The 25107-nt window shown below is 53.6% G+C and carries 14 protein-coding genes and 9 pseudogenes; 9 read left to right on the top strand and 14 right to left on the bottom strand.

Annotation, left to right across the window (positions count from 1 at the left end; translation table 11 throughout):
- The first annotated feature begins 283 nt into the window (after positions 1-283).
- Both JZM30_RS06010 and JZM30_RS06005 read left to right on the top strand, forming a co-directional pair.
- On the top strand, positions 284-1045 hold the full coding sequence (locus JZM30_RS06010; protein ID WP_252317903.1) for an AraC-like ligand-binding domain-containing protein: 762 nt from the start codon (positions 284-286) through the stop codon (positions 1043-1045).
- Positions 988-1257: a helix-turn-helix domain-containing protein gene (locus JZM30_RS06005; protein WP_252317902.1), complete on the top strand. Its 270-nt coding sequence runs from the start codon at positions 988-990 to the stop codon at positions 1255-1257. Before JZM30_RS06010 ends, JZM30_RS06005 begins: the two co-directional genes overlap by 58 nt.
- 63 nt (positions 1258-1320) lie before the next feature.
- Here JZM30_RS06005 and JZM30_RS06000 read toward each other — a convergent pair whose 3' ends face one another.
- Positions 1321-2046 carry a TonB family protein gene (locus JZM30_RS06000; RefSeq protein WP_252317901.1) on the bottom strand — a complete coding sequence of 242 codons (726 nt, stop codon included), beginning with the start codon at positions 2044-2046 and terminating at the stop codon, positions 1321-1323.
- A gap of 235 nt (positions 2047-2281) precedes the next feature.
- Here JZM30_RS06000 and JZM30_RS05995 point away from each other — a divergent pair, with 235 nt between their 5' ends.
- The 6 genes and pseudogenes from JZM30_RS05995 (at position 2282) to JZM30_RS23845 (ending at position 9413) form a co-directional block, all read left to right on the top strand.
- On the top strand, positions 2282-2827 hold the full coding sequence (locus JZM30_RS05995) for an RNA polymerase sigma factor (protein WP_252317900.1): 546 nt from the start codon (positions 2282-2284) through the stop codon (positions 2825-2827).
- Positions 2824-3498, top strand: a complete 675-nt coding sequence (locus JZM30_RS05990) for a FecR family protein (RefSeq protein WP_252317899.1) — start codon at positions 2824-2826, stop codon at positions 3496-3498. Before JZM30_RS05995 ends, JZM30_RS05990 begins: the two co-directional genes overlap by 4 nt.
- A complete protein-coding gene (locus JZM30_RS05985; RefSeq protein WP_252317898.1) occupies positions 3452-3811 on the top strand; it encodes a FecR domain-containing protein in 360 nt (119 codons plus the stop codon). The genes JZM30_RS05990 and JZM30_RS05985 overlap by 47 nt, the downstream gene beginning before the upstream one ends.
- 95 nt (positions 3812-3906) lie before the next feature.
- Positions 3907-6654 (top strand): annotated as a pseudogene (locus JZM30_RS05980) (TonB-dependent receptor).
- A 19-nt stretch (positions 6655-6673) separates the two neighbouring features.
- Positions 6674-8386: pseudogene (locus JZM30_RS05975) on the top strand (ABC transporter ATP-binding protein/permease).
- Positions 8376-9413, top strand: coding sequence for a M16 family metallopeptidase (locus tag JZM30_RS23845; protein ID WP_308167124.1), 1038 nt, complete (start codon positions 8376-8378; stop codon positions 9411-9413). The pseudogene JZM30_RS05975 and the gene JZM30_RS23845 overlap by 11 nt, the downstream one beginning before the upstream one ends.
- 472 nt (positions 9414-9885) lie before the next feature.
- Here JZM30_RS23845 and JZM30_RS05965 read toward each other — a convergent pair whose 3' ends face one another.
- From JZM30_RS05965 to epsC, 4 genes and pseudogenes are all read right to left on the bottom strand, one after another.
- Positions 9886-10431, bottom strand: coding sequence for an ATP-binding cassette domain-containing protein (locus JZM30_RS05965; RefSeq protein WP_308167123.1), 546 nt, complete (start codon positions 10429-10431; stop codon positions 9886-9888).
- 4 nt (positions 10432-10435) lie between these two features.
- A pseudogene (locus tag JZM30_RS05960) lies at positions 10436-11450 on the bottom strand (FecCD family ABC transporter permease).
- Complete coding sequence (locus JZM30_RS05955) at positions 11447-12511, bottom strand: ABC transporter substrate-binding protein (RefSeq protein WP_252317897.1); 1065 nt, start codon at positions 12509-12511, stop codon at positions 11447-11449. Before JZM30_RS05955 ends, JZM30_RS05960 begins: the two are co-directional and overlap by 4 nt.
- 161 nt (positions 12512-12672) lie before the next feature.
- Positions 12673-13500 (bottom strand): serine O-acetyltransferase EpsC, encoded by an 828-nt coding sequence (gene epsC / locus JZM30_RS05950; RefSeq protein ID WP_252317896.1) that lies wholly within the window; start codon positions 13498-13500, stop codon positions 12673-12675.
- A gap of 544 nt (positions 13501-14044) precedes the next feature.
- Between epsC and JZM30_RS05945 the strand changes: the two genes are divergently transcribed.
- Entirely contained in the window at positions 14045-14917 is an 873-nt protein-coding gene (locus JZM30_RS05945) for an alginate lyase family protein (RefSeq protein ID WP_252317895.1), read from the top strand.
- Positions 14918-14927: 10 nt separating this feature from the next.
- On the opposite strand, the pseudogene JZM30_RS05940 reads toward JZM30_RS05945, so the two are convergent.
- From JZM30_RS05940 to JZM30_RS05910, 9 genes and pseudogenes are all read right to left on the bottom strand, one after another.
- Positions 14928-15935 (bottom strand): annotated as a pseudogene (locus JZM30_RS05940) (molybdopterin cofactor-binding domain-containing protein); the annotation flags it as partial.
- A 10-nt stretch (positions 15936-15945) separates the two neighbouring features.
- Positions 15946-16137: pseudogene (locus tag JZM30_RS24595) on the bottom strand (hypothetical protein); the annotation flags it as partial.
- 213 nt (positions 16138-16350) lie between these two features.
- A pseudogene (gene xdhA, locus JZM30_RS05935) lies at positions 16351-17758 on the bottom strand (xanthine dehydrogenase small subunit); the annotation flags it as partial.
- A pseudogene (gene guaD / locus JZM30_RS05930) lies at positions 17755-19076 on the bottom strand (guanine deaminase). The pseudogenes xdhA and guaD, both read right to left, overlap by 4 nt.
- Before the next feature lie 636 nt (positions 19077-19712).
- Complete coding sequence (locus JZM30_RS05925; protein WP_252317894.1) at positions 19713-19880, bottom strand: hypothetical protein; 168 nt, start codon at positions 19878-19880, stop codon at positions 19713-19715.
- A 12-nt stretch (positions 19881-19892) separates the two neighbouring features.
- Positions 19893-20717, bottom strand: a complete 825-nt coding sequence (locus tag JZM30_RS05920; protein ID WP_252317893.1) for a hypothetical protein — start codon at positions 20715-20717, stop codon at positions 19893-19895.
- Positions 20718-21096: 379 nt separating this feature from the next.
- A pseudogene (gene ssnA / locus JZM30_RS05915) lies at positions 21097-22405 on the bottom strand (putative aminohydrolase SsnA).
- A 3-nt stretch (positions 22406-22408) separates the two neighbouring features.
- Positions 22409-22576 carry a hypothetical protein gene (locus JZM30_RS24590; protein WP_438801466.1) on the bottom strand — a complete coding sequence of 56 codons (168 nt, stop codon included), beginning with the start codon at positions 22574-22576 and terminating at the stop codon, positions 22409-22411.
- A gap of 365 nt (positions 22577-22941) precedes the next feature.
- Positions 22942-25004, bottom strand: a pseudogene (locus JZM30_RS05910) (FAD-dependent oxidoreductase); the annotation flags it as partial.
- Positions 25005-25107: the final 103 nt, after the last annotated feature.

Raw genomic sequence — 25107 nt, 5'->3', positions numbered from 1 at the left:
CACACTTGATTTCCGCTAAAGATAAAAATGAATAAAGTAGGCGATCTGTGGTTTTCTAGTGAGTAAAATGAAGCCGCTCCATGAGTACGATGTGAAATATTTGTAATAATCGGGTCGAAGAGAAATTTATTAATTCCATCACCGGTTAGACATAAAAGAAAATAAATAACCGCCAGTTTGACTTTATGAGACGGCGATTCATTTTTAAGGTCAGCGTGCTTGATTTTTGTTCTGAATAACGATAGACCACATAAAGAATATGTCTTTTATGAAGGCAAACGTGATGAGAAGCATTTTTACAACGCAGGACATTCCTGACCTTGAGCGTTTCGGCGCATTCAGGGATATTGTGAAGGGACGTTTTCTCTCCTCGTATGATTGCGGCATGAGTGCGCCCCCTTCCCAATCGCGCTTTTACGCCAATATTACGGAACGGCTGGTGCTCGATCTTCAGTTTTTGCAACTGGAATTAAATGGCCACCGCGCCACCAGCACGCCACGTTCACAAGGAATAAGCCAGGAGGGCGATTTTTACATAGAATTGCAGCGCTTCGGTACCAGCCAGTTGTCACAAGATGGCCGAACCGCCTTTTTACGTCAGGGGGATTTTTGCTTTTTTGATATGTCGAGGCCGGTAAGCTGGTCTTTTGATGATGACTATTCGTTATTCAAGATTCTGATCCCGCGAGAAAAATTTCCCAATCGACTGGGCAACACGCAGAACATCACCGCCAAAGCGATACGCTGCAACAGCGTCACCGGCGTGCTGGTGTACAGTTTTATTCTGAAATACGTGCCTTTTCTGGATGCGATCCCACCGCTGCATGCACAACATCTGGCAGATATTCTGCTGAATTTGATCGCGACCTCGCTGAGTGAACTGAGCATGACAGCACCGACACAGAGTTTGTGGCACTCAACGCTGTTTTATATTGCACAGCAGTATCTGGAAAAGCATCTTTCTGACCCGAAACTGAGCGTCACTGAATGTGCCAGTGCCTGCGGTATTTCGGTACGTTCGTTGCAAAAACTGTTTCAGGAATAGGGCACATCGGTAAACCGTTGGGTGCATCAACAACGATTGGAGCGCTACAAAGCGTGGTGGATAAAAATATCACTCAAATCGCTTACGACTGCGGGTTTAATGATATCTCAAACCTTAGCCGTCGCTTTAAGGCTGAGTTTATGGTCACGCCGTCGGAGTACCGTAAGATGCATGCGGTGCGTCCGCCACACCGCACAACGGCCATGGCCTAGATGACCGCTCACAGATAAAACGAAATGGGATCTACCACCTGCACCTGACCCTCGCTGTTCAGCTCATGCGGCGGCGGTGAAGGCAGCGGCGCGGCGCGTTTTAACGATGTCCAGCGCTTCGTTATCCAGAATACGGTTGCCAGACGTCGTGACAATCGCGGCCTCCATCACCTGACCTTGTGCATTCAACACCATGCTGACATGGCTAATTCCCGTCGCCCGATAGCGCAGTGCGGCACGGGGATAACGTTTGAATTTCGCTAGATGCGTATGCAACAAGCTCTCCCAACCCACCTGCCCGCTGATCGCTTGCTGGGCCGCGCTGGTGAAATTGGCGGCGCTACGCGTTGCTTCTCCGGCGCTGTATGCCGAGGTCGCAGGCGCGCTTTCCGCGACCTGAGGCGTCGGTTCATTACGCACCTCAGGCTGTATCTCTTTTTTCTGCGGGCGCGGCTTTTCGCGCACGTTAACGCGTTTTTCCAGTGTCCCCTGCGCCACTACCGGTAAATTATCCAGCACGGGATCGTCAGGTTGATCCTGCTGCTGGCGAGGTTGCGGCGCGGAAAAAACCTGTTTGGGCCATTCTACAACCTGAGGCGGCGCTTTTTCCAATTGGTAGGTTCCCAACTGTATGCTGACCACGGGCGGTAGCGCGCCTTTCTGATTTTGCATCAGGCGCGTTGACCAAACGACAGCAATAGCCACTACGGTTATGTGAAACAGAATACTGGCGGCAGAACCACCAAGATAAAAACGTCGGGGAAGGAGAAAAATGCCTAAGCTGCTCATTGCCTCTGCTCGCCATGCCTGATTATCAGGTGCAGCAACATGGAAACATGTTGCTGTAACGTAAGGGCTTAATACTTTCTTTACAGAAGATTATAGACACAACGCGAATGCAAATGATATTTATTACATAGAGCACTCAATAAAATAAGAAACGATCGCCATTCGTGCCATAAACAGCACGCTAGCAATGTATTAGAGCTGATTTTTCATGCTTTTTTATCAATACACCAGGCACATGACTATAAACAAACCATTGCGGCATTTTATCGACAATGTCTATCAATCAACCTACCATCAATTGGAACGTTTTTTCCAGAAGCGCTTGGGAAACCGCCATGATGCCAGCGATCTGTCACAGGATGTGTTCGCCAAGTGGCTTAACCGACGTGAGGATACACCGGTTCAGGAATCCCGCGCGTTTCTGTTTAAAATCGCCAACAATGTGCTGATTGATTACTGGCATCGCTCTCAGAAGCAGGAACAGTTGCAATCGCCCATGGAGGAAGAGACGCACCTGAACCACGCGGGTTCCGCCTCAGACGATCCCGCCGAGGTGCTGAACCACCAGCAGCGCTTGCAGCGTTTGTATGATGCCATTGAGACGCTTCCACCGCGCCAACGGGAAGCGTTTGTTCTTTGCCGGTTTGATGGCCTGTCACAAAGTGAACTTGCTGAAAAAATGGATATTTCTGTCAGTATGGTAGAAAAACATATCGCTAAGGCCATGTTGCATTGCAAGCGCTATGTGGAACATGCGGTACACAGTGAGGAAGAACAATGAGCACAGGGCCTGACGTGCAAACAGACCCGCAATCGGTGGCGGATATCGATGAGCAAGCGGCGCTGTGGTTTGCCCGTAGCCAAAATCGCCGCATGCCCAGCACGCAGCGGCAGGCGCTGAAAGCCTGGCTGGCGCACTCGGCGCAACACAGGCACGCTTTCGAGAGTATGTTTACGCTTTGGCACGATGCCGCCGAACTCCCGCGCCAGGCGTTGGCTTCTAGCCCCTCCCCACAGCGTTTTTCCTGGGGATTTCGCCCATTGAAACATCTGGCTGTGGGTCTGTTGGTATTGTTCGCGCTGGTATTGCCTTACAGCCAGTGGCCCGCTCTGCTGCAAGATAGCCTGACAGTAGCGACGACCGACCAGCCGAAAACCCTTCTGCTCTCTGACGGCAGCCGCATCATGCTGAACCGGGATTTACGCTTACGCATAGTCTACCAGCACGACCAGAGTCTGCTATGGCTGGAGGCGGGCGAAGCCTACTTTAGCGTTAGCCCCGATCCGCAGCGCCCTTTTTACGTGGAGATCGATGGACGCCAGGTCAAAAGTGGTCGGCACCGCTTTCGATATCCGCAAAGCGGGAGAGCGGGTAGCGGTTGCCGTCTCTCAAGGTGTGGTTGCTGTGACTACTGCACTCAATACCCCTCAGACATTATTGCACGCAGGTGAGAGTGCAACCAGCTACTCACGCGGCGATCGCCTCACGGTAAATCCGGTTGATCTCGCCGCAGTGGGAGAGTGGCGCTTCGGTCAGCTCAGTTTTGATAATCAACCGTTGCGCGAGGTGCTTGCCATGCTGAAGCCTTATTATGCCGTGAATGTCACTCTGTCGGACGCCGCGTTGGGCAATCTCCCCCTTTCCGGACAAGTCAATCTGGACGATCCAACCGCCTTTTTTAATGCGCTTCCCCTGCTATTGCCTGTTAATGTGGTTTGGCAAGACAAGAACAATTTATTGATAAACAAAGAAAATAAAAAATAATACAAAAATTCGTGTTTTTTAGGTGAGGATAATTCTCATTCTTAAGTCTTCCTTCACGACGCTTTTATTTTGGCATGATGCTGAGACCGAAAAACATGATAACAAAACGCCGTTTCCCCTCTTTCAGGCCGCAGAAACTGACCATCGCCGTCTGCGCGGGCCTGCTCTGGTGTGGACAGACTTTCGCTAAAGACGTGCAGATCGCCCTGCCAGAACAATCGCTGGCAACATCGATCAACGCCATTGCGCGCCAGGGGCAAATCCAGGTGCTGTATGACGCAACCGCAGTAAAACAGATGCGGGCGCCCGCCCTCAACGGCACCTTTACGCTGGAAACGGCGCTGCAAAAAATTCTGCTCGGCACCGGGTTGGAAATGGTGCCACAGGGTTCAGGCTTTGTGGTTCGCCCATAAAAAAACCGCGCGTGATGCGCTAGTAATTCCGGAAACCAGTGTGCAAGGGGTTGTGGGTCGCCACCCTGCGACCGATGTGATGTCCGCGCCGCAATACCTGATTTCCGAAGAGATTGCCCAGCGCAACACCTGTGATGGTAACGTGACGGACCTGCTGAAAACCAACCCGGCGGTGCAATTTGCCAACGGCGACAGCAGTTCGCTTAATCAGGGCGAAATCAAGCCATCGCGTATTTCCATTAACGGTGCCTCCAGTTTCCAGAACGCCTACAAGCTGGACGGCGTCAACTTTAACAACGATTTCGATCCGGCTAAAAACGACAATGGTGAAACGGAAACCCGCATCGACACCGGCGATTAGGGGATCTATATCGACAGTCGGTTGATCGATAGCGTTGCCGTTTATGACAACAACATCCCAGTGGAGTACGGTGGATTTACCGGCGGCACCGTTGACGTGACCAGCCGTCGCTGGCGGGGGGGGGGGGGGACAGCGCCCATGCCTACTATCGCACCACGCAATCCAGTTGGACCAAGCTGTTTAATGACGAAGCCCAGCCGATAGACAGCAGCAAGAATGACACCAGCAACTCGGCGCGTTTCCAGAACCGCTATAACAAGGAAGATTTCGGCGGCTGGTTTGAAACCAGCGTAACGGAGAATTCTGGGCTGTTGTTCTCCGCCTCACGGCGCAGTTCCACCATCCCGATGTACACCACTGGCGGCGAGGGTGTGATCCTCAATGACGCCGGTGAGTTTGAGATGATTGAAAGCGCGGCGTGTCGTCGCAATCAAAAACGAGTCCCGGACAACTTTTTCCTGAAGTATTCGATGAACCTGAGCACCGCCACCACGGTAGATATTTCCGGTAACTACACCGACTACCAGAGCCGCCTGTTCTCCAGCTCGGTGCTCAATTCCGGTTATGACAATGCCCACACCGGGCTCGGTTTTACCAGCACGCTAAAGCACCGGATGGCGGTGGGTGAACTGGAATTTACCGGCAGCTACCAGAAGCTGAAAGATGAGCGCACTGCCGATCAGGGCAATTATGTTGAAGTGCTCGACTACTCGGATTGGAGTAACCCGTTATCCCTACGCAGTGGAGGGCCGGGTAACCTGATTTCTGAGCAAGAAACGCTGTCAGCCAAAAGCGTGATGCGCTCTAACGAAACGGAGTGGCTCGGCATAGCACACCAGCCCAGCATGGGTTTTGAAGTGAACAACACCGAAGGGCGCTATATTCGACGCGATGATTATTATCGTTACCGGCTAACGACTATGCCCGGGTTAGATATGTTAACCATGAACCGTTTCCTCGCCGGAACTTACAGCGCCAACTACACCAGCTATGCGCTGTTTGCCGATGATACGCTGCGCTACGGTCGGCTCACTGTACGCCCCGGCGTGCGTCTCGACCGCGATGACTTCGTTGAGCAAACCAACATTGCACCGCGCCTGAGCGCCACTTACGATCTGTTTGGCGACAGCGATACCTTGCTGATCGGCGGCCTGAACCGCTATTACGGCCGTTCGATGTTGACGTACGCATTGTACGGCGCACAAAACGCAGGGTTACAGAACTGTGGTTACTGTACTCTCGATCCTAACGATCCCAGCAACGGCTGGGAGCAGCAGAAAGACTTTGAGGGACTGGAATCACTCTCCACGCCCTATAACGATGAGCTGACGCTGGCCGTTCAGCAACGGGTGCTGTCTACCACCTGGCGCTTGCAGTATGCACACAGCGAAGGGCGTGATGAAGTGCGCAGCCGCACAAAGTATCCTGGCACCACGGGCGATCAATCCAAAATTCGTACCTTCGATAACGGTGGTCGCAGTTCGCACTATGCGGTGACCTTGTCGGTACGCAACAGCCAGCCCTGGGAATGGGCCGATGCCACTCACGTGCTGAATGGCTCTGTCTCCTGGCAACAAAGCAAAAACAACACGCCGAGCGATCAGGGCTACTCTTTCTTCGATCCCAGCACGCGTCTGAACTCCGATAAAGTCTGGTACAACGGCAAAGTCATCGATGCCAAAGATTTGCCGTCCACCAACTACAACTCGCCGCTCAAGTTTAATCTGGAACTGACCAGCGAGTGGCAGGAATATGGGTTAACTCTGTACAACCGTCTGCAATGGTGTGGTTCGCGTCAGCAAGCGGTGCTTTATGGCAACGAATACTACAACGATCCGGAATTCGGACAGCTGCGCAAATACAGCAAAGAGCATTTTGCCAGCCGCTATACCTGGGATGGCCGCGTCACCTGGAAGCCCGGTTTTGCCTACGGTGCCAGCGTCTCCGTCGAGGTTAATAACATTCTCAACAACAAAAATGTCGCCGATACGCTGGCCTACAGCGATCAGGTATTACGCGTTTACGATCCGGGCCGTCAGTTCTGGTTACAGATGAATTATGACTTTTAATCTCAGGTAAACAGCGATCATGGCAACAATCAGACAGTTCATTTATTTGGTCAAACCTTTCTGGGGGAGCCACGGCTCCCTGTTTTGCTGGTTTCTGTTACTGCTTTCCCTTGGGCTAACGCTCTACTCCGTGTGGTTCAACATTCAAATGAACCAGTGGAACGGCAGCTTTTATAATGCGTTGCAACAGCTGGATGGGCAGCACATTTATGTTCTGCTGCGCCGCTTCGTGGTTCTGGTCACCGGGTTGATTTTGGTTATCGTGCTTGGCGCGTATTTTCAGCAGAAATTACTGATGCACTGACGCGAGCGGATGACAGCCGATATTACCCAGCGCTGGCTGTCCGACCACAGCCGCCACTATCAGCTCAAGCTGGCAGCAAAAGAGCCGGATAACCCCGATCAGCGTATTGCGGAAGATATTCGCCTGCTGGTGGAATCGACGCTGAAGCTGCTGGTGTCTTTCCTGTATGCCACGCTGACGCTAATTTCATTCACCGCCATTCTGTGGCAGCTTTCCGGCAACCTTTCTCTCTCGTTGAGCGGCAGTGTCTGGCACATTCCTGGGTACATGTTCTGGGCCTGTATTCTCTATACCCTGCTGGGTATGGCGTTAACGCAGTGGATAGGTTCACCACTGCGTCATCTGAACATGGAGCGTCAGCGCCACGAAGCCAACTACCGCGCCGCGCTGCTTATCCGCCGCCAGCACAGCGATGCGATTGCTGGACAACGAGGGGAAAGCGGCGAGCGCCACACGTTGATGCAACATTTCCTCCATGTGATGGGAAACTGGAACCAACTGATTCGCTACGAACGTAACCTGTCGTTTTTTACCGTCGGCTATCAGCAGGTAACGGCACTGGCCCCCATCTTGTTCGCACTGCCGAAATTTCTGGCAGGTGAAATAATGCTTGGCGGGTTGATACAATTGCGTCAGGCATTTGCCAGCGTCGCCACATCGCTGAGTTGGTTCGTGTTTGCCTATAAAGAGATTGCCGCCGGGCAGGCCACGGTAGCGCGGCTTTACCACTTCGTAGTATTGTTGGACGGTGAAGAGACGCCATCCCTCCACTCTACAGAGGGCGTGACACGCTTACGTGCGCAGCTCACGGTGATGACACCGAACAAAACGCCGCTACTGACCGGCGTTGCGTTTAACGTGCAAGCCGGTGAGTTACTGCTGCTCACCGGGCCGTCAGGTCTGGGAAAATCCACTCTGTTACGCACGCTCAGTGGCCATTGGCCCTACTACACAGGCAGCGTGCAACAAGATACTCATACCTGCTGGATTCCCCAGAACAGCTATCTGCCCCCCGGCCGCTTGGGTACACTGCTTGCCTATCCTCGTTTGAACCAGGCGTTCAGTACGGCGCAATACCGCGATGCACTCAACCTTGTCGGGATGATGCCCTTAGCCGACCGATTGGAACAGGATATCGACTGAGCACAGCAACTCTCTGGCGGTGAGCAGCAGCGTTTGCTGTTCGCCCGACTGCTGTTAAACCAACCGAAATTACTGCTACTGGATGAGACCACCTCGGCACTGGATGAAACCAGCGCACGCGCGCTGCTACGCCAGCTTAAACAACATCTGCCGGACAGCGCCATCGTACTGGTGAGTCACCAAACGTATTTACGGGAAGAAGCCGAGCGCGTTATCGATTTAACCGAATACACCCCTGCCGCAGAGTATCTCCCGTTATCAGAAGGAACGCTTCATGCGTCATAACCCATTCACTTACCGCATTGCCATCGGCATCATGAGCCTGGCACTGCTGAGTTGCGCCAGTACCGATCGCCCATCGACTACCAGCACTGTGCCGACGCGTACGGAAATGCAACATTTCACGCTGGACAACGGGCTTAATGTCTATCTGTTGCCGCGTGCGCAAAAAGGCATCGAGATGCGCCTGCTGTTAAAAAGTGGCTCGTTACAAGAGAACGAACAGCAGCGTGGGTTAGCACACTTCACGGAACACATGGCGTTCAAAGGCACCACCCATTTCCCCGGCACCAGCGGGTTTAAACAGCTTGAGCAACAAGGTATCAAGCTAGGCAATCACGTCAACGCCGTGACCAGCTTCAATTCCACCACCTATAAGCTCTCGCTGCCGCAGGCTACACCCGAGCAAACCGCAACCGGTCTGCAACTGCTGTCAGACTGGGCGCAGGGGATCACGTTCGAGCAGGACGCCTTTGAAAAAGAGCGCGGGGTGATCGTCGAAGAGTGGCGGGTACGTCAGGGCGTGGGTTTTTGCATTAATCAGGCACTGGAACAATTGCGCTATCACGGTAGCCGCTATGCTGAACGCGACCATATCGGCCTGCTGGATATCGTTCGTCAGGCACCGGTAGACCAAGCAAAAGCGTACTATCACACCTGGTATCAGCCTGAACGCATGGCGCTGGTGATTGTCGGCGAACTGGATCAATCCGCAATAAAAAGCGCCATTTCGCGTTACTTTTCCAGCAAGCCCGCTCAACCCGCCACGCCGGACAATCCAGAATGGCAGCGCTTTGCGCCACAACCCACCCTGCTTGTCTCCCCTATCTTTGATCGTGAATATGGCGATCGGGTGATCCAGTTTTCCTTACAGCGTGATGCCGCCGCACCGCTAAATACCGCCGCAGGGCAACGTGACGATCTGTTGGATAACCTCTGGATACCTATCCTTAACCAACGCCTTGCCGTATTGGTAGACAACGGTGAACTCCCTTCCGCCTCAGTCAATGAGCAAAGGGGCATTGCTGGATGAAAAACGGCGTCAGCAGTTGATGATTGTACGTCCTTCAGGGCAAGATTATCAGGGAGCATTGCGCTTGCTCTGGACGGAAATGCAACGCATGGCGACGTCCCCCGTCAGCGATGATGAACTGAACGGTGTACGTCAACGCCTGCTCGCCAAGCTCAGCCAGCAGGCTGCCACCCAACAGCGTTATCAGAATGATTACTTGGCCGATCAGATAACCACGGCGTTAGCGTTCCAGATGCCGCTGTTTGACAAAAAGCAGCAGCTTTTTATGACCCATGCGCTGATCAAAGACGTTAAACCCGCCGATCTGCAACGTCACGTTGCGGCATTTCTCGAGAGTGCCTCGCCCCGTTTGGCCCTCATCGGCCCGGATAGCGGCAGCACCACCTTTCAGCCTCAAGCGTTCACTACGCTCTGGCAGCAAATTCGCCGCTCTCAGCCAGGCCCGTTTGCTCTGCAAGCCCGAGCCGTTGCGTTAACGCTGCCCGCCCCTACCGCCGGGCATATCAGCACACATCAGCCACTGCCGCTGGACAACACCGAACAGTGGACGCTGAGCAATCGCATTACTGTCATCGTGAAAAGCGACAAGGCACTGCAAGACGACGTGCAGTTGCCGCTGCCCGCCCGATAGCTTACTAAAATCATGATCGGCCAGCGTCGCGATACCCAGCATATCCAGCGCACGGTGCGCCGCAGCAATATCGTGCGCCGTGGGCAGGGAAAACAGCGCAATACGCCCCGCCCGCCCCATAAGTACCATATCCAGCACGCTGTAGGAGAAAGGCGGCGTAAAAAGCTGTGGCACAAAACCCATCCCCCTTCCCGCTGCACCGTGCCAGCTAGCGGCGGCAAAAAAACCGAGCAGCGTGTGGAGTAATGTGGTTTTTCCCCGACCGTTGGCCCCCAAAATGGCGGTGATTTCCCCAGCCCGGCAGCACAGTTCGAGCGGTGGGAAAAACGGCTCTCCCGCGTGATAGCCATACGCCAGCGCCTGTGTAGATAGTCGAATCAGTGACATAGTATCAACCTCTGCGCTGCCGTTGCGTTTTATACAGCAGCACGGCAAACAGCGGTGCACCAAACAGTGCCGTAAGTATCCCCAAAGGGATCTCTGCATTACTGAGCGTGCGCGCCAAATCATCAACCAGCACTATAAACCCGCCGCCAAGCCAGAACGATACTGGCAATAAACGCCGGTGATCGGCCCCCACCAGCATGCGCGCAACGTGGGGGATCACCAGCCCAATCCAGCCAATACTGCCGCTCACGGCCACCTGCGCAGCCACCACCACCGCGCATAGGCTCAGCACCAGCCGGCGCACTGGTTGCACCGCCATGCCCAGCGTGCGCGCATCCTGCTCTCCCATCGATAGCACGTTAATGTGCCAACGCAGGCGCAGCAGCAGTCCCCCCGCCAGGCCGAGCGGCAGTACCAGTGTGACCAGTTTGTCCCAATGGGCGGTGGCGAAACTCCCCAACAGCCAAAACACAATACTCGGCAATTTTTCTTCGGTATCCGCCAGGTATTGCATCAGACTGACCAGTGCACCGAAAAAGCCGCTGATGATGACCCCCCGCCAGTATAAGGATGAGGACATTCTGCTTGCCCAACGCGGCGGCTATCATGAACACCAGCAGCAGGGCGGCCATGCCAAACGTGAACGTCGAGAGCAGCAGAAACAGTGGCGTCCAACTCAACAAGATCGCCAACGTGCCGCCAAACGCCGCACCAGCAGAGACGCCAATAATGTGTGGATCAACCAGTGGGTTGCGGAATACGCCTTGCAACGTGGCACCGCTCAGGGCTAACCCGGCTCCGGCACACAACGCGAGTAGCACCCGAGGTAAGCGCACACTCCACACCACCTGGCGTTCAATATCACTTAGCGTCGGATTGCTGTCGGACAAAGGCTCGACGAGTATCTGAACAATTCGCCACGGGGAAAGGCCATAGCGCCCCAGTCCCAATGAGCACAGGGCAATCAGCAACGTCCCCACCACCACAGCCAGCAGCGTAATACGATAGAGTTCCGTCATTGTGCTGCTGGATTGTCTGCGCGGTAATCCATACGGTAGAAGCGCTGGTAATAGTCATTCGCGGCTTTTTGCATATCCACATCGGCAAAGCGTTCCGGATAGAGCTTTTTCGCCATCCACAGTTCGCCAATCGCTAACGCCTCCGGCATCGGATATCCCCAGGCTTTGGCGTATTCCGACATCAGATAGACCCGATGCTGTTTCACCGCATCAATGGCCTGCCAGGCCGGGTCGTTGATGATCTGCTGTACGACGTCCGGATAGCGATCTTGCACGAAAATGACCTGTGGATTCCAGGCCAATACATTCTCAATCGAGACCTGTTTGAAGCCTTTGATGGAGGCTGCCGCTACGTTCATGGCACCGGCGTGAGACATCATCAGGCCGGTGTATTTTCCTGAGCCGTAGGTGGTCAGATCGGGGTTGGCCATGTAAACACGAATGCGCTTCTCTTCAGGGATAGCAGCGATGTGGGCACTGACTTTTCCCCGTTCGCTAAAGGTATAACTGATGAGCGCTTCCGCCTGTTTCTGGCGCTCCACCACGTCACCGATCAAGCGGATGCCGGTTTTAAGCCCTTCGTTATATGTGGTATTTTCATCGCTCATGGTCGGATTGATTTTGTCAGCCTCCCCCGGCTTGTCCTGACGCAGGGAGATCGCCACCACCTGGATGCCCGCCCGTTCAATCTGTGAGATCATTTCCGGCGGTGCGTAGTTGGCGACAAAGACGACCTGCGGTTCGAGTTTCAGCAGACTTTCAATATTCACCTGTGTCAGATCGCCCGGCATCGGTAAATTCGCCAACTGGGGAGCAAGGCGCAGATAGCTGTCCCCCAATTGCTTTTTCCAACTGGACAGCACGCCAACCACGCTCTGTTGCGCATCCAACTGCACCAGCAGATTCAGCGTTTGATGCTGCAAAACCACCACGCGATTAACGTGATCGGGGATCGTGACGTTGCGCCCTAACTGATCGGTGACCTGACGCGCCGCCCACGCAGAGGAAAACGCCATAAGCAGCCCGACAACCACGAGTGTATAACCTATTTTCTTTATCATGTTGATGTCCTGGTGTTTCGATATATACAGAACAATACAACGACAGCGATCAAGAAAATACTGATCTCGCTCATAATGCGATTTCATTACCAATAAGGGAGTGGGCTATGCACCCACTTAAGAATGAGAAAGTGCGGTTAGATGCTGGCGTGCACGACGAATTAAATACCGTCACCGTCGCGATACTGAGTGTGTAACACGCTAGCCTGGCGCACATTACTGTCCGGCAGCACATCGTGCGTCAGCCAGACGTTTCCGCCAATGCTGGAACGCGCACCGATGGTAATACGCCCTAATAATGTCGCTCCGGCGTAAATCACCACATCGTCTTCCACGATCGGATGTCGGGGATAGTTCTTTTGCAACTGACCGTCATTGTCAGTGACAAAGCGTTTGGCACCAAGCGTGACTGCCTGATAAAGCCGCACACGTTTGCCGATGATCGCTGTCTCACCAATCACCACACCAGTACCATGATCGATAAAAAAGCCCTCACTGATCTTGGCCCCAGGGTGAATATCAATGCCAGTTTCGCTGTGTGCCTTCTCCGTCATGATGCGCGCTAACAGCGGTAGCCTCAGTTGATACAATTCGTGGGCCAGTCGGTAATACATCACCGCATGAATACCGGGATAGCACAGCAGCACTTCATCCCGGCTGCGCGCGGAAGGATCGCCCTGATACGCGGCCTGAATATCGCTGTCCAGACGTTGGCGAATCACCGGCAAGTACGCAGCAAACTTGCGGATACGGTGCTCAGCGTCCTGTGCTTCGGGTGATGTGACGCCGTGCTGTGTTGGAGTGCCTGACTGATAGTGCAATTCAAGCGCCGCCTCTTCCGCCAACGCATTGAGCGCTGTGCCCAACAGATAACCGACGTAGTAATCTTCCCCCTCTTTACGCAAATCCGTGGCACCCAATCGTATGGGATACAACACTTTAATCAGCGTATCGGCAACGCTATGGATACTCTGTTTTGAGGGCAGCAACCGTTTATTCTGATAATCGACCTGAGAAAAACGGTCACGCCATTGCTGACGTACACGGCGTAATTCATCAACGACCCCATCCAGATGTCAATGATTATTTCGTTGAGAAATAAACACTAATTCCGACATCATGTTTTCCTCTCAAAGACCTGCAATGGATTTGGATGACTTGTTTTCTCAATTTTTATGCGTGATTCACCCACAAAACAAATACTGTTATCGGCTTTGCATAGCCAATAAATGGATAAACCAAACTGAACAAAAAAGCTGAATGTGGAACAGCGCTAAACCCAACCTGGCGCATTCCAGTATGATGTGGTGATTGATAACCACAGGATGCTTGTTATGGATACCGTTGCATCAACGCTCAGCCGTTCTCGGCTATTTCACCGTGTTCCCGCCGCGCTGGGAATACTGACCATGCTGTTGCTACCGGCAGTACAGGCCAGTGAAGGACTTTGCAACAAGGTTACGGCCCCCTCAACCCAGGCATTATTATCCACTCGCGCATCCACCAGCCTCCAAACCGCAAGCTATACCGATCGTGCACACGGAAGGCACCTTGCCTCATCAGGGCATCTACGATATGTCTAACGTGGCACGGCGTGATTTCAGCTATATGCGCGATCTGGCCTTAGCCTGGCAACGGACTCAGGATGCTGCGCTGCTGTCACGCTTGACGATCTATCTGGATGACTGGATGAAAACCTATCAACTGAGCTTTAACCCTATCGACGAAACCAGCTTCGACGGGTTGATTGAAGCATACCGGTTGACGCGCAGCGCCCTGCCGGAAGCCACGCGTGAGCGCACTCGCACCTTCCTACATGCAATGGCAACCGGGTACTTACAGAAGATGTATGAAAACCAGAACAGCGCCAAAAAAATCTGGAGCAACAACTGGCAAAGCCATCGCGTTAATTTAGTCACCATGAGCGCGGTAGCGATAGATGACGCCACGTTGCTGGCAGAGGCCAAAGCAGCGTTTATCCGTCAGTTGGATACCAATATTCATGCAGATGGCAAAGTGATGGATTTCACCGAACGCGATGCCTTGCACTACGTGGTCTACTCACTGGAGCCGCTGCTGCGCGCCGCCATGGCAGCGCAGTTGCAAGGTGAGAACTGGATTGACCTGAAAGGCCGCCATGGGCAGAGCCTGCGTACCGCGCTGGAATGGCTCAAGCCCTATGCCGACGGTGAAAAAACGCACGAAGAGTTCGCCAATACCAAGGTACGCTTCGATATAGAGCGCCGTAAAGCCGGTGTTAAAGGGTTTGACGGACAGTGGCAACCCAACAATGCCGCGAATGTCTATTGGTCTGCCAGCGTGCTGGATCTCCGCTATCTGGAGACAGCGCGACGGCTCAACAAGACGCCAGCGCGCTGGCTGTGGGCAATTACGCCCTGCCAATGACGCCAGTCTGCTATCGTTGCAGCGCTCGCCATACCTGTTCCGGTGTGGCGGGCAGTTCGAGCAAAACATGAGACTCGGCATCATCCCGGCTCGCCACCGCATCCTGCAATGCACACCAGACAGCAATACCCAGCATAAACGGTGGCTCACCCACGGCCTTAGAACGAAACACCGTGTCTACCGCGTTAACCGTATGTGGTAACAGTTGCACGCGGAAATCATGCGGAATATCCGCCACGGTCGGGATCTTGTAAGTGGCACCGGTATCTGTCAGTAAACGCCCTTGTGCGTTCCACACCAGTTCTTCGGTGGTAACCCACCCCATTCCCTGTACAAATCCCCCCTCTACCTGACCTATATCCAGCGCCGGGTTCAGTGAAGCGCCCGCATCGTGCAAAATGTCCACAAGTTTTACCTGATATTCACCGGTCAGCGTATCAACCACCACTTAAGCGCACGCTGCACCGTAAACAAAGTAGTAGAAGGGTTGTCCGCACCCGGCGTCACGATCGTAATGGATACCCGGCACCCGATAATATCCCGCTGCCGACAGCGGCACCTGATTCAGCCATGCCATCTGCGCGACCTGCGCAAAGGTAAAATGGTGCTCACCCACACGCACGACGCCATTGCAAAAGGCGATATCATCGGGAACGCAGGAGTAAAGGCGACACAGCAAATCGACCAAGCGCTGCCGGATGATTTCCGCTGCCTGCTGTGCGGCTTTGCCGTTCAAATCGGCATCGCTGGATGCCGCCGTCGGGGACGTATTCGGCACCTTACTGGTATCGGTGGCGGTGACCTGAATGGACGCGCTATCAATTTGCAGTACCTGTACCACAATCTGCGCGACCTTGGTATTCAGCCCCTGCCCCATCTCGGTTCCACCGTGATTAAGCTGCACGTTGCCATCGGTATACACCAACAGCAAGGCACCCGCCTGATTGAGAAAGGTCGAAGTGAAAGAGATACCGAATTTGATCGGCATCAACGCCAACCCGCGCCGCCTCACGGGATTCTGCCGCTACCACCAACACCATCTGCCCGGCATAGTTCACCTCGCTATCCGCCAGCAACAGATCCCCCGGAGCCAGTACGCCGATATCTGGATTCCCCGGTATATGCTGCCGGGTTAGCACCGCCACCACACCGGGAATGCGGTAGCAAGGTTCAACATCAATCTTCAGAATACGGGCATGGGCGTGATCGCTCAGGCGCGGGCAGAGGTGCAGCAGCCCCTCCGGTTCCGGTCGATCGTCAATGTAACGCGCCTCGCCGCTGACGTGCAGGGTGGCACTCTCGTGAATATGGCTGTGCCAAACACCGCCAGGCAGCGGCTGAGAGAATTGCGCCTGCAACGCTGTTTGAGTCGGCGCAGGCGATGAAGGGTTATGCGACACGTTATCATGCGACATGGTGTGCATTGCCACATCTTCTCCCTGTATGCAGAAGAAGTAACGCAGCAGCAAATTCCTGGCGAGCTGCATGCGGTAATCGGCGCTGGCGCGCGCGTCACTGAGCGGTGTGAAATCCTGTACCAGCACCTGACTGGCCGCCATAACCGTCTCCCGGTTCCATGGCTGGTGCAGCAGCGCACGCTCACAACGTTCAGCCCGCCGTGGGATCGCATCCATCCCACCGAAAGCGACGCGCGCCTGAACAATACTTCCCTGTTCGATATGCAGAGAAAAAGCACCAAACACGATAGAGATATCGTCATCGGCCCGTTTGGATACCTTCCACGCGCGAAAGTTATCCGGCAATGCCTCACGCGGGATCAGGATCTCGCGAATAAACTCGCTCGGCGCTAATGCCGTTTTGCGATAAGCCAGGAAAAACTCACGCAAAGGTATCGTGCGGAGATCCGTTCCCCTCTGTAACAGCAATTCAGCATCCAGCGCCAACAACATGGGAGGGGTATCGCCTATCGGTGATGCGTTGGCAATGTTGCCCCCCCAACGTGGCGCGATTACGGATCTGACGTTATGCAAAGCGCTGCAACACCTGAGCAAAGGCAGGGAGCGCGGCGTGTAAACGCTGCTCACACTGGGTAATGGTCAATCCGGCACCGAGATGGATATGGTTGTTATCCGTGTAGGCGTTACGCAGCTTCTCCACCTGTTCCAACGCGATCGTGGGAGGAGGGGCAGCTACGGCTTGCGCCATGTCCAACATCAGATCGGTCCCCCCTGCCAGCAAGCGCGCCTGTGGATATCGCAGATAACAGGCCACCAGTTGTTCCAGCGAGGTTGGCATAAAGCAGCGTTGCTCCTCACCGGATGGCTCCACGGCGACCTCGCTCGCCAGTGCATTCAAACGAGCCACGGTGCGCGCTTCTTGTCGGGTAAAGCTGTCCGCTATCGGGTGTTCACACAACTGGCGCGCGGCGTCCATGATTGGCCGATAGCCGGTACAGCGGCATAAATTTCCTGCCAATGCCTGCTCCGCCTGCTGACGATCCCAACCGCTGCACTGCTTTTGTAGCACAAACAGGGACATCACCATACCCGGCGTACAGAAACCACATTGTGACGCATGCAGATCCACTACCGCCTGCTGCACCGGATGCAGTTCTCCATCCTGCCGCAGATCTTCGATCGTGATTACCTGTTTACCTTGCAACGCGCTCAATGGCGTCAGGCAGGCACTGGCGGTTTCATAACACATGCGTCCTTGCTCCACGCGGCCCAGTACGACAGTGCAGGCACCGCAGTCGCCAGAACCGCAGCCTTCTTTGGTTCCGGTGCGACGCTTACGCTGACGCAGGTATTGCAATACGGTCAGCGCAGGATCGCCATCCCGCTCCACCACCCGCGTGTCGTTTAGTAAAAAGGCGGTCATGCGGCCACCCCCTGGCAATCAGCCTGCCAGACGGGACGCCCATTGACCCAGGTGGCGGCTACATTACGATCGTCGCCCAGCGTCATCAGCACAAACAGCCGCTCCATAATGTCCCGACAGTTGTCATCACGCAGGCGTTGTAAGGGGGTGACGGCAGGATCGATAACCACGAAATCCGCGGTTTTCCCTGTCGCAAAATTGCCGATTTCGTGCTCCAGATCGAGCGCACACGCGCCTCCCAACGTGGCGTGGTAGAACGCTTCACAGGCTGACAGCCGGTATTGTTGCAACTGTCCGACTTTGTAAGCATCTCCCAAGGTTTGCAGCAGGCTGAACGACGTTCCAGCACCGACATCGGTCCCCATACCAATACGCACGCCCTTGTGCCAGCTCTGCTGCAAACGAAACAGCCCGCTGCCGAGAAACAGATTAGAACTGGGACAAAACACAACGGCAGATTGTGTCTGGTGCAGGCAGTCCCACTCCGTATCATCGAGGTGGATAGCGTGCGCAAAAACGCTACGCCGACCGGTCAACCGGTAGTGGTGATACACATCCAGATAGTTGTCCCGATCAGGATAAAGCTCACGTACCCAAGCCACTTCCTGCGGGTTTTCGCTCAAGTGCGTTTGCACCCAGGTATCGGGAAGTTCTTAGCGCAGGCGCTGCGCAGTGCTCAACGGTTCTGGTGAAGATGTCGGTGCAAAGCGCGGGGTGATGGCATAGCCCAGTCGTCCGCGGACATGCCAGCGCCTGATCAATGCCTGACACTGGCGATTGCTGTTTTCTGCCGTTTCGACCAGGTTGTCCGGTGCATTGCAATCCATCATCACTTTGCCCGCAATCAGGCGCATCCCCAACCCTTCCGCAGCGCTAAACAGAGCCTCTACGGATTCAGGGTGTACGGTGGCAAAAACCATGGCGCTGGTGGTGCCTTACTCAGCAGTTGTTGCAGGAAAAACGAGGCCATACGGGTGGCGTAATGCATATCGCCATAGTGGCTTTCAGCAGGAAAGGTGTAGCGCTCGAGCCACTGCTCACCGTAAGCGCCAATAATTTCAGCCTGTGGAAAGTGGATATGCGTATCGATAAAACCCGGCAAAATCACTTTTCCGCGATAATCGATCAGCGACCAGTCCGCTTTCACACGTGCTTCGCCTTGTTGCCAGGGATATAAACCAACGATTTTTCCCTCCTCAATCAGCAACACGCCATCGTCAATATAACGGGCATGCTCAGCGATCTGCTGCGGATTCCCTGCGGGTGCGTCAATATCGAAAAACGCGCTGCGGATAGCGTAACGGTTGCATACGGTCATGCTTTTATCCTGCGTAATAAACTAAGCGTGATATAATAAACAGCAATTCCCATACCATAATAAAACCGACCCGGCGGTAAAGTATTTTAACGATAGGCAAAAGGTTGCATTTTTAAGCAAACGATTATCTTTTTTATAAAAAAGATAATTTTGTATTTAATGAATAATATTTATGAGTAATATTGCACCATAAGGCGGCATATGCACGTTTTAATGCCCACATAGAGTGCATGACAATAGTGTGCTAAAGAACATATAAAAAAGGTATCCATTGCGGATACCTTTTTAGAAAAAAATAACATCAGAAATTATATTGCAGAGAAACCCGATTCTGCCAAAACGAATAATCGTAAACCGGCGAGGTTTGTACCCCAAGGAAATTAGACAGGCTTAATCCTTTTAAGGCACCGTCAAACTGGTAAATGCCAAAGACAACATATTCAGACTGATTACGGCTGGGTGCACTTGCTGAGCTTCTCGGGTCCATAAAGGAATAATACGTCCCGATGCTCAATGCCGGCATCACCTGATAGGTAATTCGCGTAGAATAGGCATTACCGGTACCGAGATCCTGGGTACTGGTAAAGTACGGTTGTGCGAAATATTTACCTGACGAGGTACTGCTGGAATACGGTGTTACCAGCGCCCATTCAGATAGGCTTCAGGGTTGGAGACAATATGGTTGTAGTTGGTAGACCACTTCACTTTACTGGTCGGCGTCAGCGCCAATTGCACGCCGTAAGAGGTGCTGTCTACTTCGCCGCGTAAACGCTCACCCTCACCGCTACCGCGAATAAATTGCACGCCAATATCCGGCTACCACGGCGCGGCTTTCCACTGACTGTGCGCTTCGCTATAGAAAATATTCACATAGTCATCATAGCTTTCATACCATAACTGGCCGGTCAGGGTCATATCGCCAGCCTGTTTTGAGCGGCCCGCTCCCATGGCCCAGGCTCCATTGGTCTCTTCTTTAATCGCGCTATAAGCACTGGTTGCCAGGAATTTATCACTGCGCCACGGCTTGTAGCGGTATATCTTGGTGGCGTGTACGAAATCCGTTTTATCGCCACAATGCATATACACAGCGCGAAACAGGATGGGCGTAATACGCCAGTCATAGTCGCTCATAAAGGGAATATCGATGCGTTGATCGCCCGCTGTAAAGCGGAAATCCTGATACTGCCAACGCAACCAGGCTTCGCCAAAACCGTTTTGATTGGTCGCCAATTCCGTCAAGCCGCGGCCAGCGCCCGGTGAACGCCACTGTTGTTTATAAATCCCGCCAACACCAGCGCTAATACCGTAATACGGTGCCGTTTGGAACAGAATATTACCGCCATAGCTGGCAGTATCCTGATTATTATTCCTCACGAAATAGGCATTTTTGGTGGAGTAATACAGCGAGCGCAACGAGCCATGGATAGAACCACAGCGCAACGCATCAAGCGCATTATCTACGCCGTAGGCATTTTGTGTGCAGGTTTGTCCCAGATTACTGCTCAGCGGTTTTATTGCTGCTGGTGATTCAGCAAACGCGAGTGTGGGTATTAACAGTGCGGCTGCGACGGTACTGATGGAAAATAAACGACCTGTGCGAATATCCCCGGGGAATAAAGATACAATAATGCTATGTTTCATAGTTAGGTTCCTACTACAAAATTAAAGGAAGCCACCTTGTAACAAGGAATAGCCAAATATACCCGTCATACTTCAAGTTGCAGGTGCGTTGGCTACGCTCATTCACCCGAATCACTTACTTGAGTAAGCTCATCGGGATTCATTCGCTTGCCGCATTACGAGACTCATAAATGAGCCTCGTCCTAAAGGGCCAGCGCAGGCGCTGTTCAAAAAGTAAACGTTTTGTCCTGCAACTTGAATTATTTAGTGTAAAGAACAACGGCGATGACGTTATTTGTGCAGGTTAATTATTATTTTGATGTTCATCCTCCGTTATTGCGGAGGATGAAGAATAATTGAGAATCTCTTTTTCTATTACTTCAACCGTATTGTTATTTTACTACGCGAGATTATCCATACGTTGCCATAATTTCTCCGCAGCCTGACGCGCGTGGAAATAAATCTCCTCGACATCAAACGGGAAACACCGGTTTTCATACACCAGATTTCCTGCCACTATCACACTGTGCACACTGGCGGAATTCAGAGCGAAGGCCAAATGCCCAGCCAGATTTTCAGCACACAGCGGCGTCGGGGAGTGATAATCGCAAATGGTTAAATCGGCCTGATACCCAGCTGCCAGCAAACCAAACGGCGCACCAAAGTTACGCTCCAGCAACAGGTTACCGTTATGCAGGAAACTGTCTGGCCACAGCGTGCCGCCTGCATCGCGGTGTTTGAAGCGGGCGAATTTCAACTCTTCAAACATATCCGCACCGATACCATCGGTTCCCAGGGCCACATGACGATACTCCGCCAGGCGCGGATTGTATCCCACCTGGTTGTTCATGTTGGAACGGACGTTATGTACCAGACAAGCATCAAACTCATTGATCACCGCTACATCCTGCGCCGAAAGAAACAGGCCGTGCGCGATCAGGCTTTTCTCGTTCAGCAACCCCGCCCGCGCCAGTCGCACAATCGGATCAACACCATAATGATGATGACTGTGAGACACATCATAGCGGTCTTCAGCGACGTGAATATGCAGCCCGCGTAATCGCGTCGGCCAACAGTTCCAGTCCGGCATCGCTCAGCGTGAACGGTGCGTGTGCACCAATGTGCGCCTCCACCAAATACGGTGTTTTGCCCGACTTTTTATCCAAATCGATACGGTGAGCAAAACGGATATTTTCTTCCACGCCGCGCCGCAGTTCATCCAGCCCGCCATTGCGATCGGTGGTCTCATAACAGGTCATGCCACGCAAGCCGGCGGTGAGAAAGCCACGGCGTAAAACATCCAGCGATCCGCCTATCAGCGACGGGGAGGCATGGTGATCGATAACCGAGGTACAGCCTTGTTTAATCGCTTCCAGCGAACACACCAACTCGCTGTAATACAGCGACTCTTCATCCAGTGCGCGGTCCAGTTTCCACCACAGGTTTTTTAGCATGGAGATAAAATCCGGACAATGGTCAATACGTGCCAGAATGCCACGCGCCAACCCGGAGTAAAAATGGTTATGGGCACAGACAATGCCCGGCATCACCAGTCGCCCCTGCATCTCTTTCACTGTCGCAGCCGGATAGCGCGCCGTCAGGTTTTTTTCCACCGCGACGATCGCCGTGCCGTCAATGGCGATATCCACGCCCTCATCCACCCGAGCGGGCTCAAACTGCACCGCCGTTGCGTTACGCAAAATCAGCATGAATTACGCCTCCACCGCGCCAAGTAAATAGTGATGATGTTGACAAACAGTTGAAATAATACGGCACATGTCTGCCAGCTCTGACAGGGCACTGGCAATATGGCCTTGCGGGTCAATCGCCAGGTGATAGATCTGCTGCTCATGGCGCACCAGAATGCCATCTTCGTCCAACAGGAAGTCGGGATTTGCTGCTGGCAGCGAAGTCCTGCCGCAAATTGAAGATGGTGACTTTATCGCGGTAAGGTTTACCGTCCCACGGGCAGAACTGGGCACAGTTGCCGCATTCATTGCAATAGGCATCAATATGCAACGCAATAGGCATCAATATGCAACGTTTGGAAACGGTCACGAAAACCGGGTACCGCAATGGAGATATTGGCGCGGTTAGGGCAAACATCCACACACACTTGGCGCACACATAGTTACACGACAGGCAACGCTGCGCTTCTTGCTGGGCAAACGCGTCCTGTTCATCCGTTGCGACCAGTTGGACGTCTATCTCCCCCTTTACGGCGATAGATATCCGCCGGATCGGTATTCAGCCAGCGTTTTGCCGCATGGTCGTCGCGAATATTCTCACGCAGCAAAATGGCATCCGTCGCGCGCCGCGCTGCGCCGATTGCCGACACAATAGAAGCCGGACCGCTTTGCGCATCGCCAATCAGAAACACATTATTGCGCTGCGTTTCCTGCGTTTTGCTATCCACCACAGGGACACCTTTGGCCGACAGGGGAATCCCCATCTGCGCCAACGCCGCATAGTCAGGCTCTTCCCCAACGGCGGAGATAAGGGCATCCAGATGTAGCGCCTCGGTGCGCTCGGTCGCTAACGGACGGGCCGCCGAGTTGCATCACGCGCAGCGTCACGGCACCGTCGCTATCAAACCGTTCCGGATTCACCCAGTAGCGGAATTCAACCCCGGCGTGACGCGCCTCTTGCACTTCTTCGAGCCAGGCAGGCATATCGCCTTCATCGCGACGATAGAGAATGGTTACCTGCTCAACGCCGGGTACGCGCAGCGCGGCACGAGCGCAATCCATCGCAGTATTCCCCGCTCCCACCACGCCCACAGAACGCCCGAGCGTGAGCAGCTCAGTCCGATTGAAACGCCGTAGAAACTGGAATGATAACCACACTGCGCGGTTATCCCCCGCCAGCGCCACATCGCGGCTGTGGTATGCCCCAGTGCCAGCACAGACATAGGAAAAACTGCGCTGATGCAACGCATCAATCGGACGGCGGCAAAACGCCACCAGCCTCAATAGTCTCTTCCTGCTTCCAGGCTTTCTGGTGGTATTCCGCCGTCAACGCCGCCTGCGCCAGCGTCTCTAACCGTGCCACGTCTACTGCGGTCATAGTCCAGCCCGCAGAGTTTTCAAGCTCTTGCGCACAGGCCGCCAGACGCAGGTACCCACCGGGTTTCAGCAAATCGGTCGCCATGGTAATGGGATGAATACCGGTTTCATGAATCGCACGGATATTGAGCTGACTGGCCCCGCCGGAATAATAAATGGGCAGCTTTCCTTCGAAATGGCGTGATAACACCGCTGCGACGTTGATCGAGATAGGAAACAGCGCCCGCCCCGACATGTACATTTCATCGCCCGGTAGACGGTGTTTATGATTGCCGGCACCCAGCGTGTTGGTGAGTTTCACGCCGAATTCCAACCCCTGCTGGTGTGCCAGCACCAGCAGACGTTCTAACATGCCCAATGCCCGGTCTAGCGGCAAGTCGTGCAGGAAAGAGGACTCTTTTAATTGGATATAATCAAACCCGCAGCCATCCAGAATTTCTCGAACGCGCGCATAGCCAAACAGCGTCGGGTTCAGTTTCACAAAGGTATGCAGCCCCTTTTCTTCCAGCATGTAGCGGCAAATCGCTTCGATTTCATCGGGAGGACAGCCGTGCATAGTCGATAAGGTCACGCCGGTGACTAGTCGGGAAGGAATGCGCTCTGGCAGCGTCGCCAGTGCGTTGCGGTCGTGATACACCACGCCATCGAACAGGATATCAACGTCAGCGATCCACTGTGCCAGCGTCTGGCGATAGCGCTGAAAGGTGGGTGAATCCGCGGCATCCATAAGGGTGGCAATAAAGGTTTGCATTGGGGCTTGTTGAATGCCTTTCAGGTCATAACCTACGCTCATATTGAAAATAAATGAGCGGCCTTGTTCAGGCGTGCGTGGGGCAAACAGACACTCTAGCAACCACAACGCAAACCACGCTTTAAGATATTCATCCGCCGCTTTTATCAGCGTAAACTCAGTGGACCATTCGGTATTGAACCCTTCATCTTGCGCATCAATACAGGGCTTCTCCAGCTCCAGTTTGTCCAGAATCTGCACTGTTTTCAGTTCAATAAAACTGACGCCGGTCAGCCATGCGGTAATGATATTTTGCGCCAACTGGGTATGCGGCCCTGCCGCTGGCCCCACCGGGGTGTCGCAGACTTCACCGAACACCCGCATTTGCCGAGCGGGATTGCGGCGATAGAACTGGCTCTCAGGGATGCCAAAAATAGAGCGACTTTGCTGGTATTCAGAAAACATTCTTTCCAGCAATTGCTCAAACGGAATGGGACGCATCACATCACCCACATTGCTCTCCTTTATTTGTTCTTTTTTTTAAAAATAAACCGAGCGACATTGTTATTGTGGTTAAAGCAATATGCAGGCCAGAAATAGCCGGTCAGGGAGAGCG

The sequence above is a fragment of the Candidatus Symbiopectobacterium endolongispinus genome (assembly GCF_018777385.1).
Classification (GTDB): domain Bacteria; phylum Pseudomonadota; class Gammaproteobacteria; order Enterobacterales; family Enterobacteriaceae; genus Symbiopectobacterium; species Symbiopectobacterium endolongispinus.
The sequence above is the reverse complement of the archived record's forward strand: the minus strand, read 5'-3'. Positions and strand labels throughout refer to the sequence as shown.

What these genes read in the sequence shown, in the direction of transcription:
- JZM30_RS06010 (WP_252317903.1), top strand. Translation starts at nt 284, where the DNA reads ATGAGAAGCATTTTTACAACGCAGGACATTCCTGACCTTGAGCGTTTC.
- JZM30_RS23845 (WP_308167124.1), top strand. Translation starts at nt 8,376, where the DNA reads ATGCGTCATAACCCATTCACTTACCGCATTGCCATCGGCATCATGAGC.
- JZM30_RS05965 (WP_308167123.1), bottom strand. Translation starts at nt 10,431, where the DNA reads ATGTCACTGATTCGACTATCTACACAGGCGCTGGCGTATGGCTATCAC.
- JZM30_RS05990 (WP_252317899.1), top strand. Translation starts at nt 2,824, where the DNA reads ATGAGCACAGGGCCTGACGTGCAAACAGACCCGCAATCGGTGGCGGAT.
- JZM30_RS05995 (WP_252317900.1), top strand. Translation starts at nt 2,282, where the DNA reads ATGACTATAAACAAACCATTGCGGCATTTTATCGACAATGTCTATCAA.
- JZM30_RS05920 (WP_252317893.1), bottom strand. Translation starts at nt 20,717, where the DNA reads ATGAAACATAGCATTATTGTATCTTTATTCCCCGGGGATATTCGCACA.
- JZM30_RS06005 (WP_252317902.1), top strand. Translation starts at nt 988, where the DNA reads ATGTGCCAGTGCCTGCGGTATTTCGGTACGTTCGTTGCAAAAACTGTT.
- JZM30_RS05955 (WP_252317897.1), bottom strand. Translation starts at nt 12,511, where the DNA reads ATGATAAAGAAAATAGGTTATACACTCGTGGTTGTCGGGCTGCTTATG.
- JZM30_RS06000 (WP_252317901.1), bottom strand. Translation starts at nt 2,046, where the DNA reads ATGAGCAGCTTAGGCATTTTTCTCCTTCCCCGACGTTTTTATCTTGGT.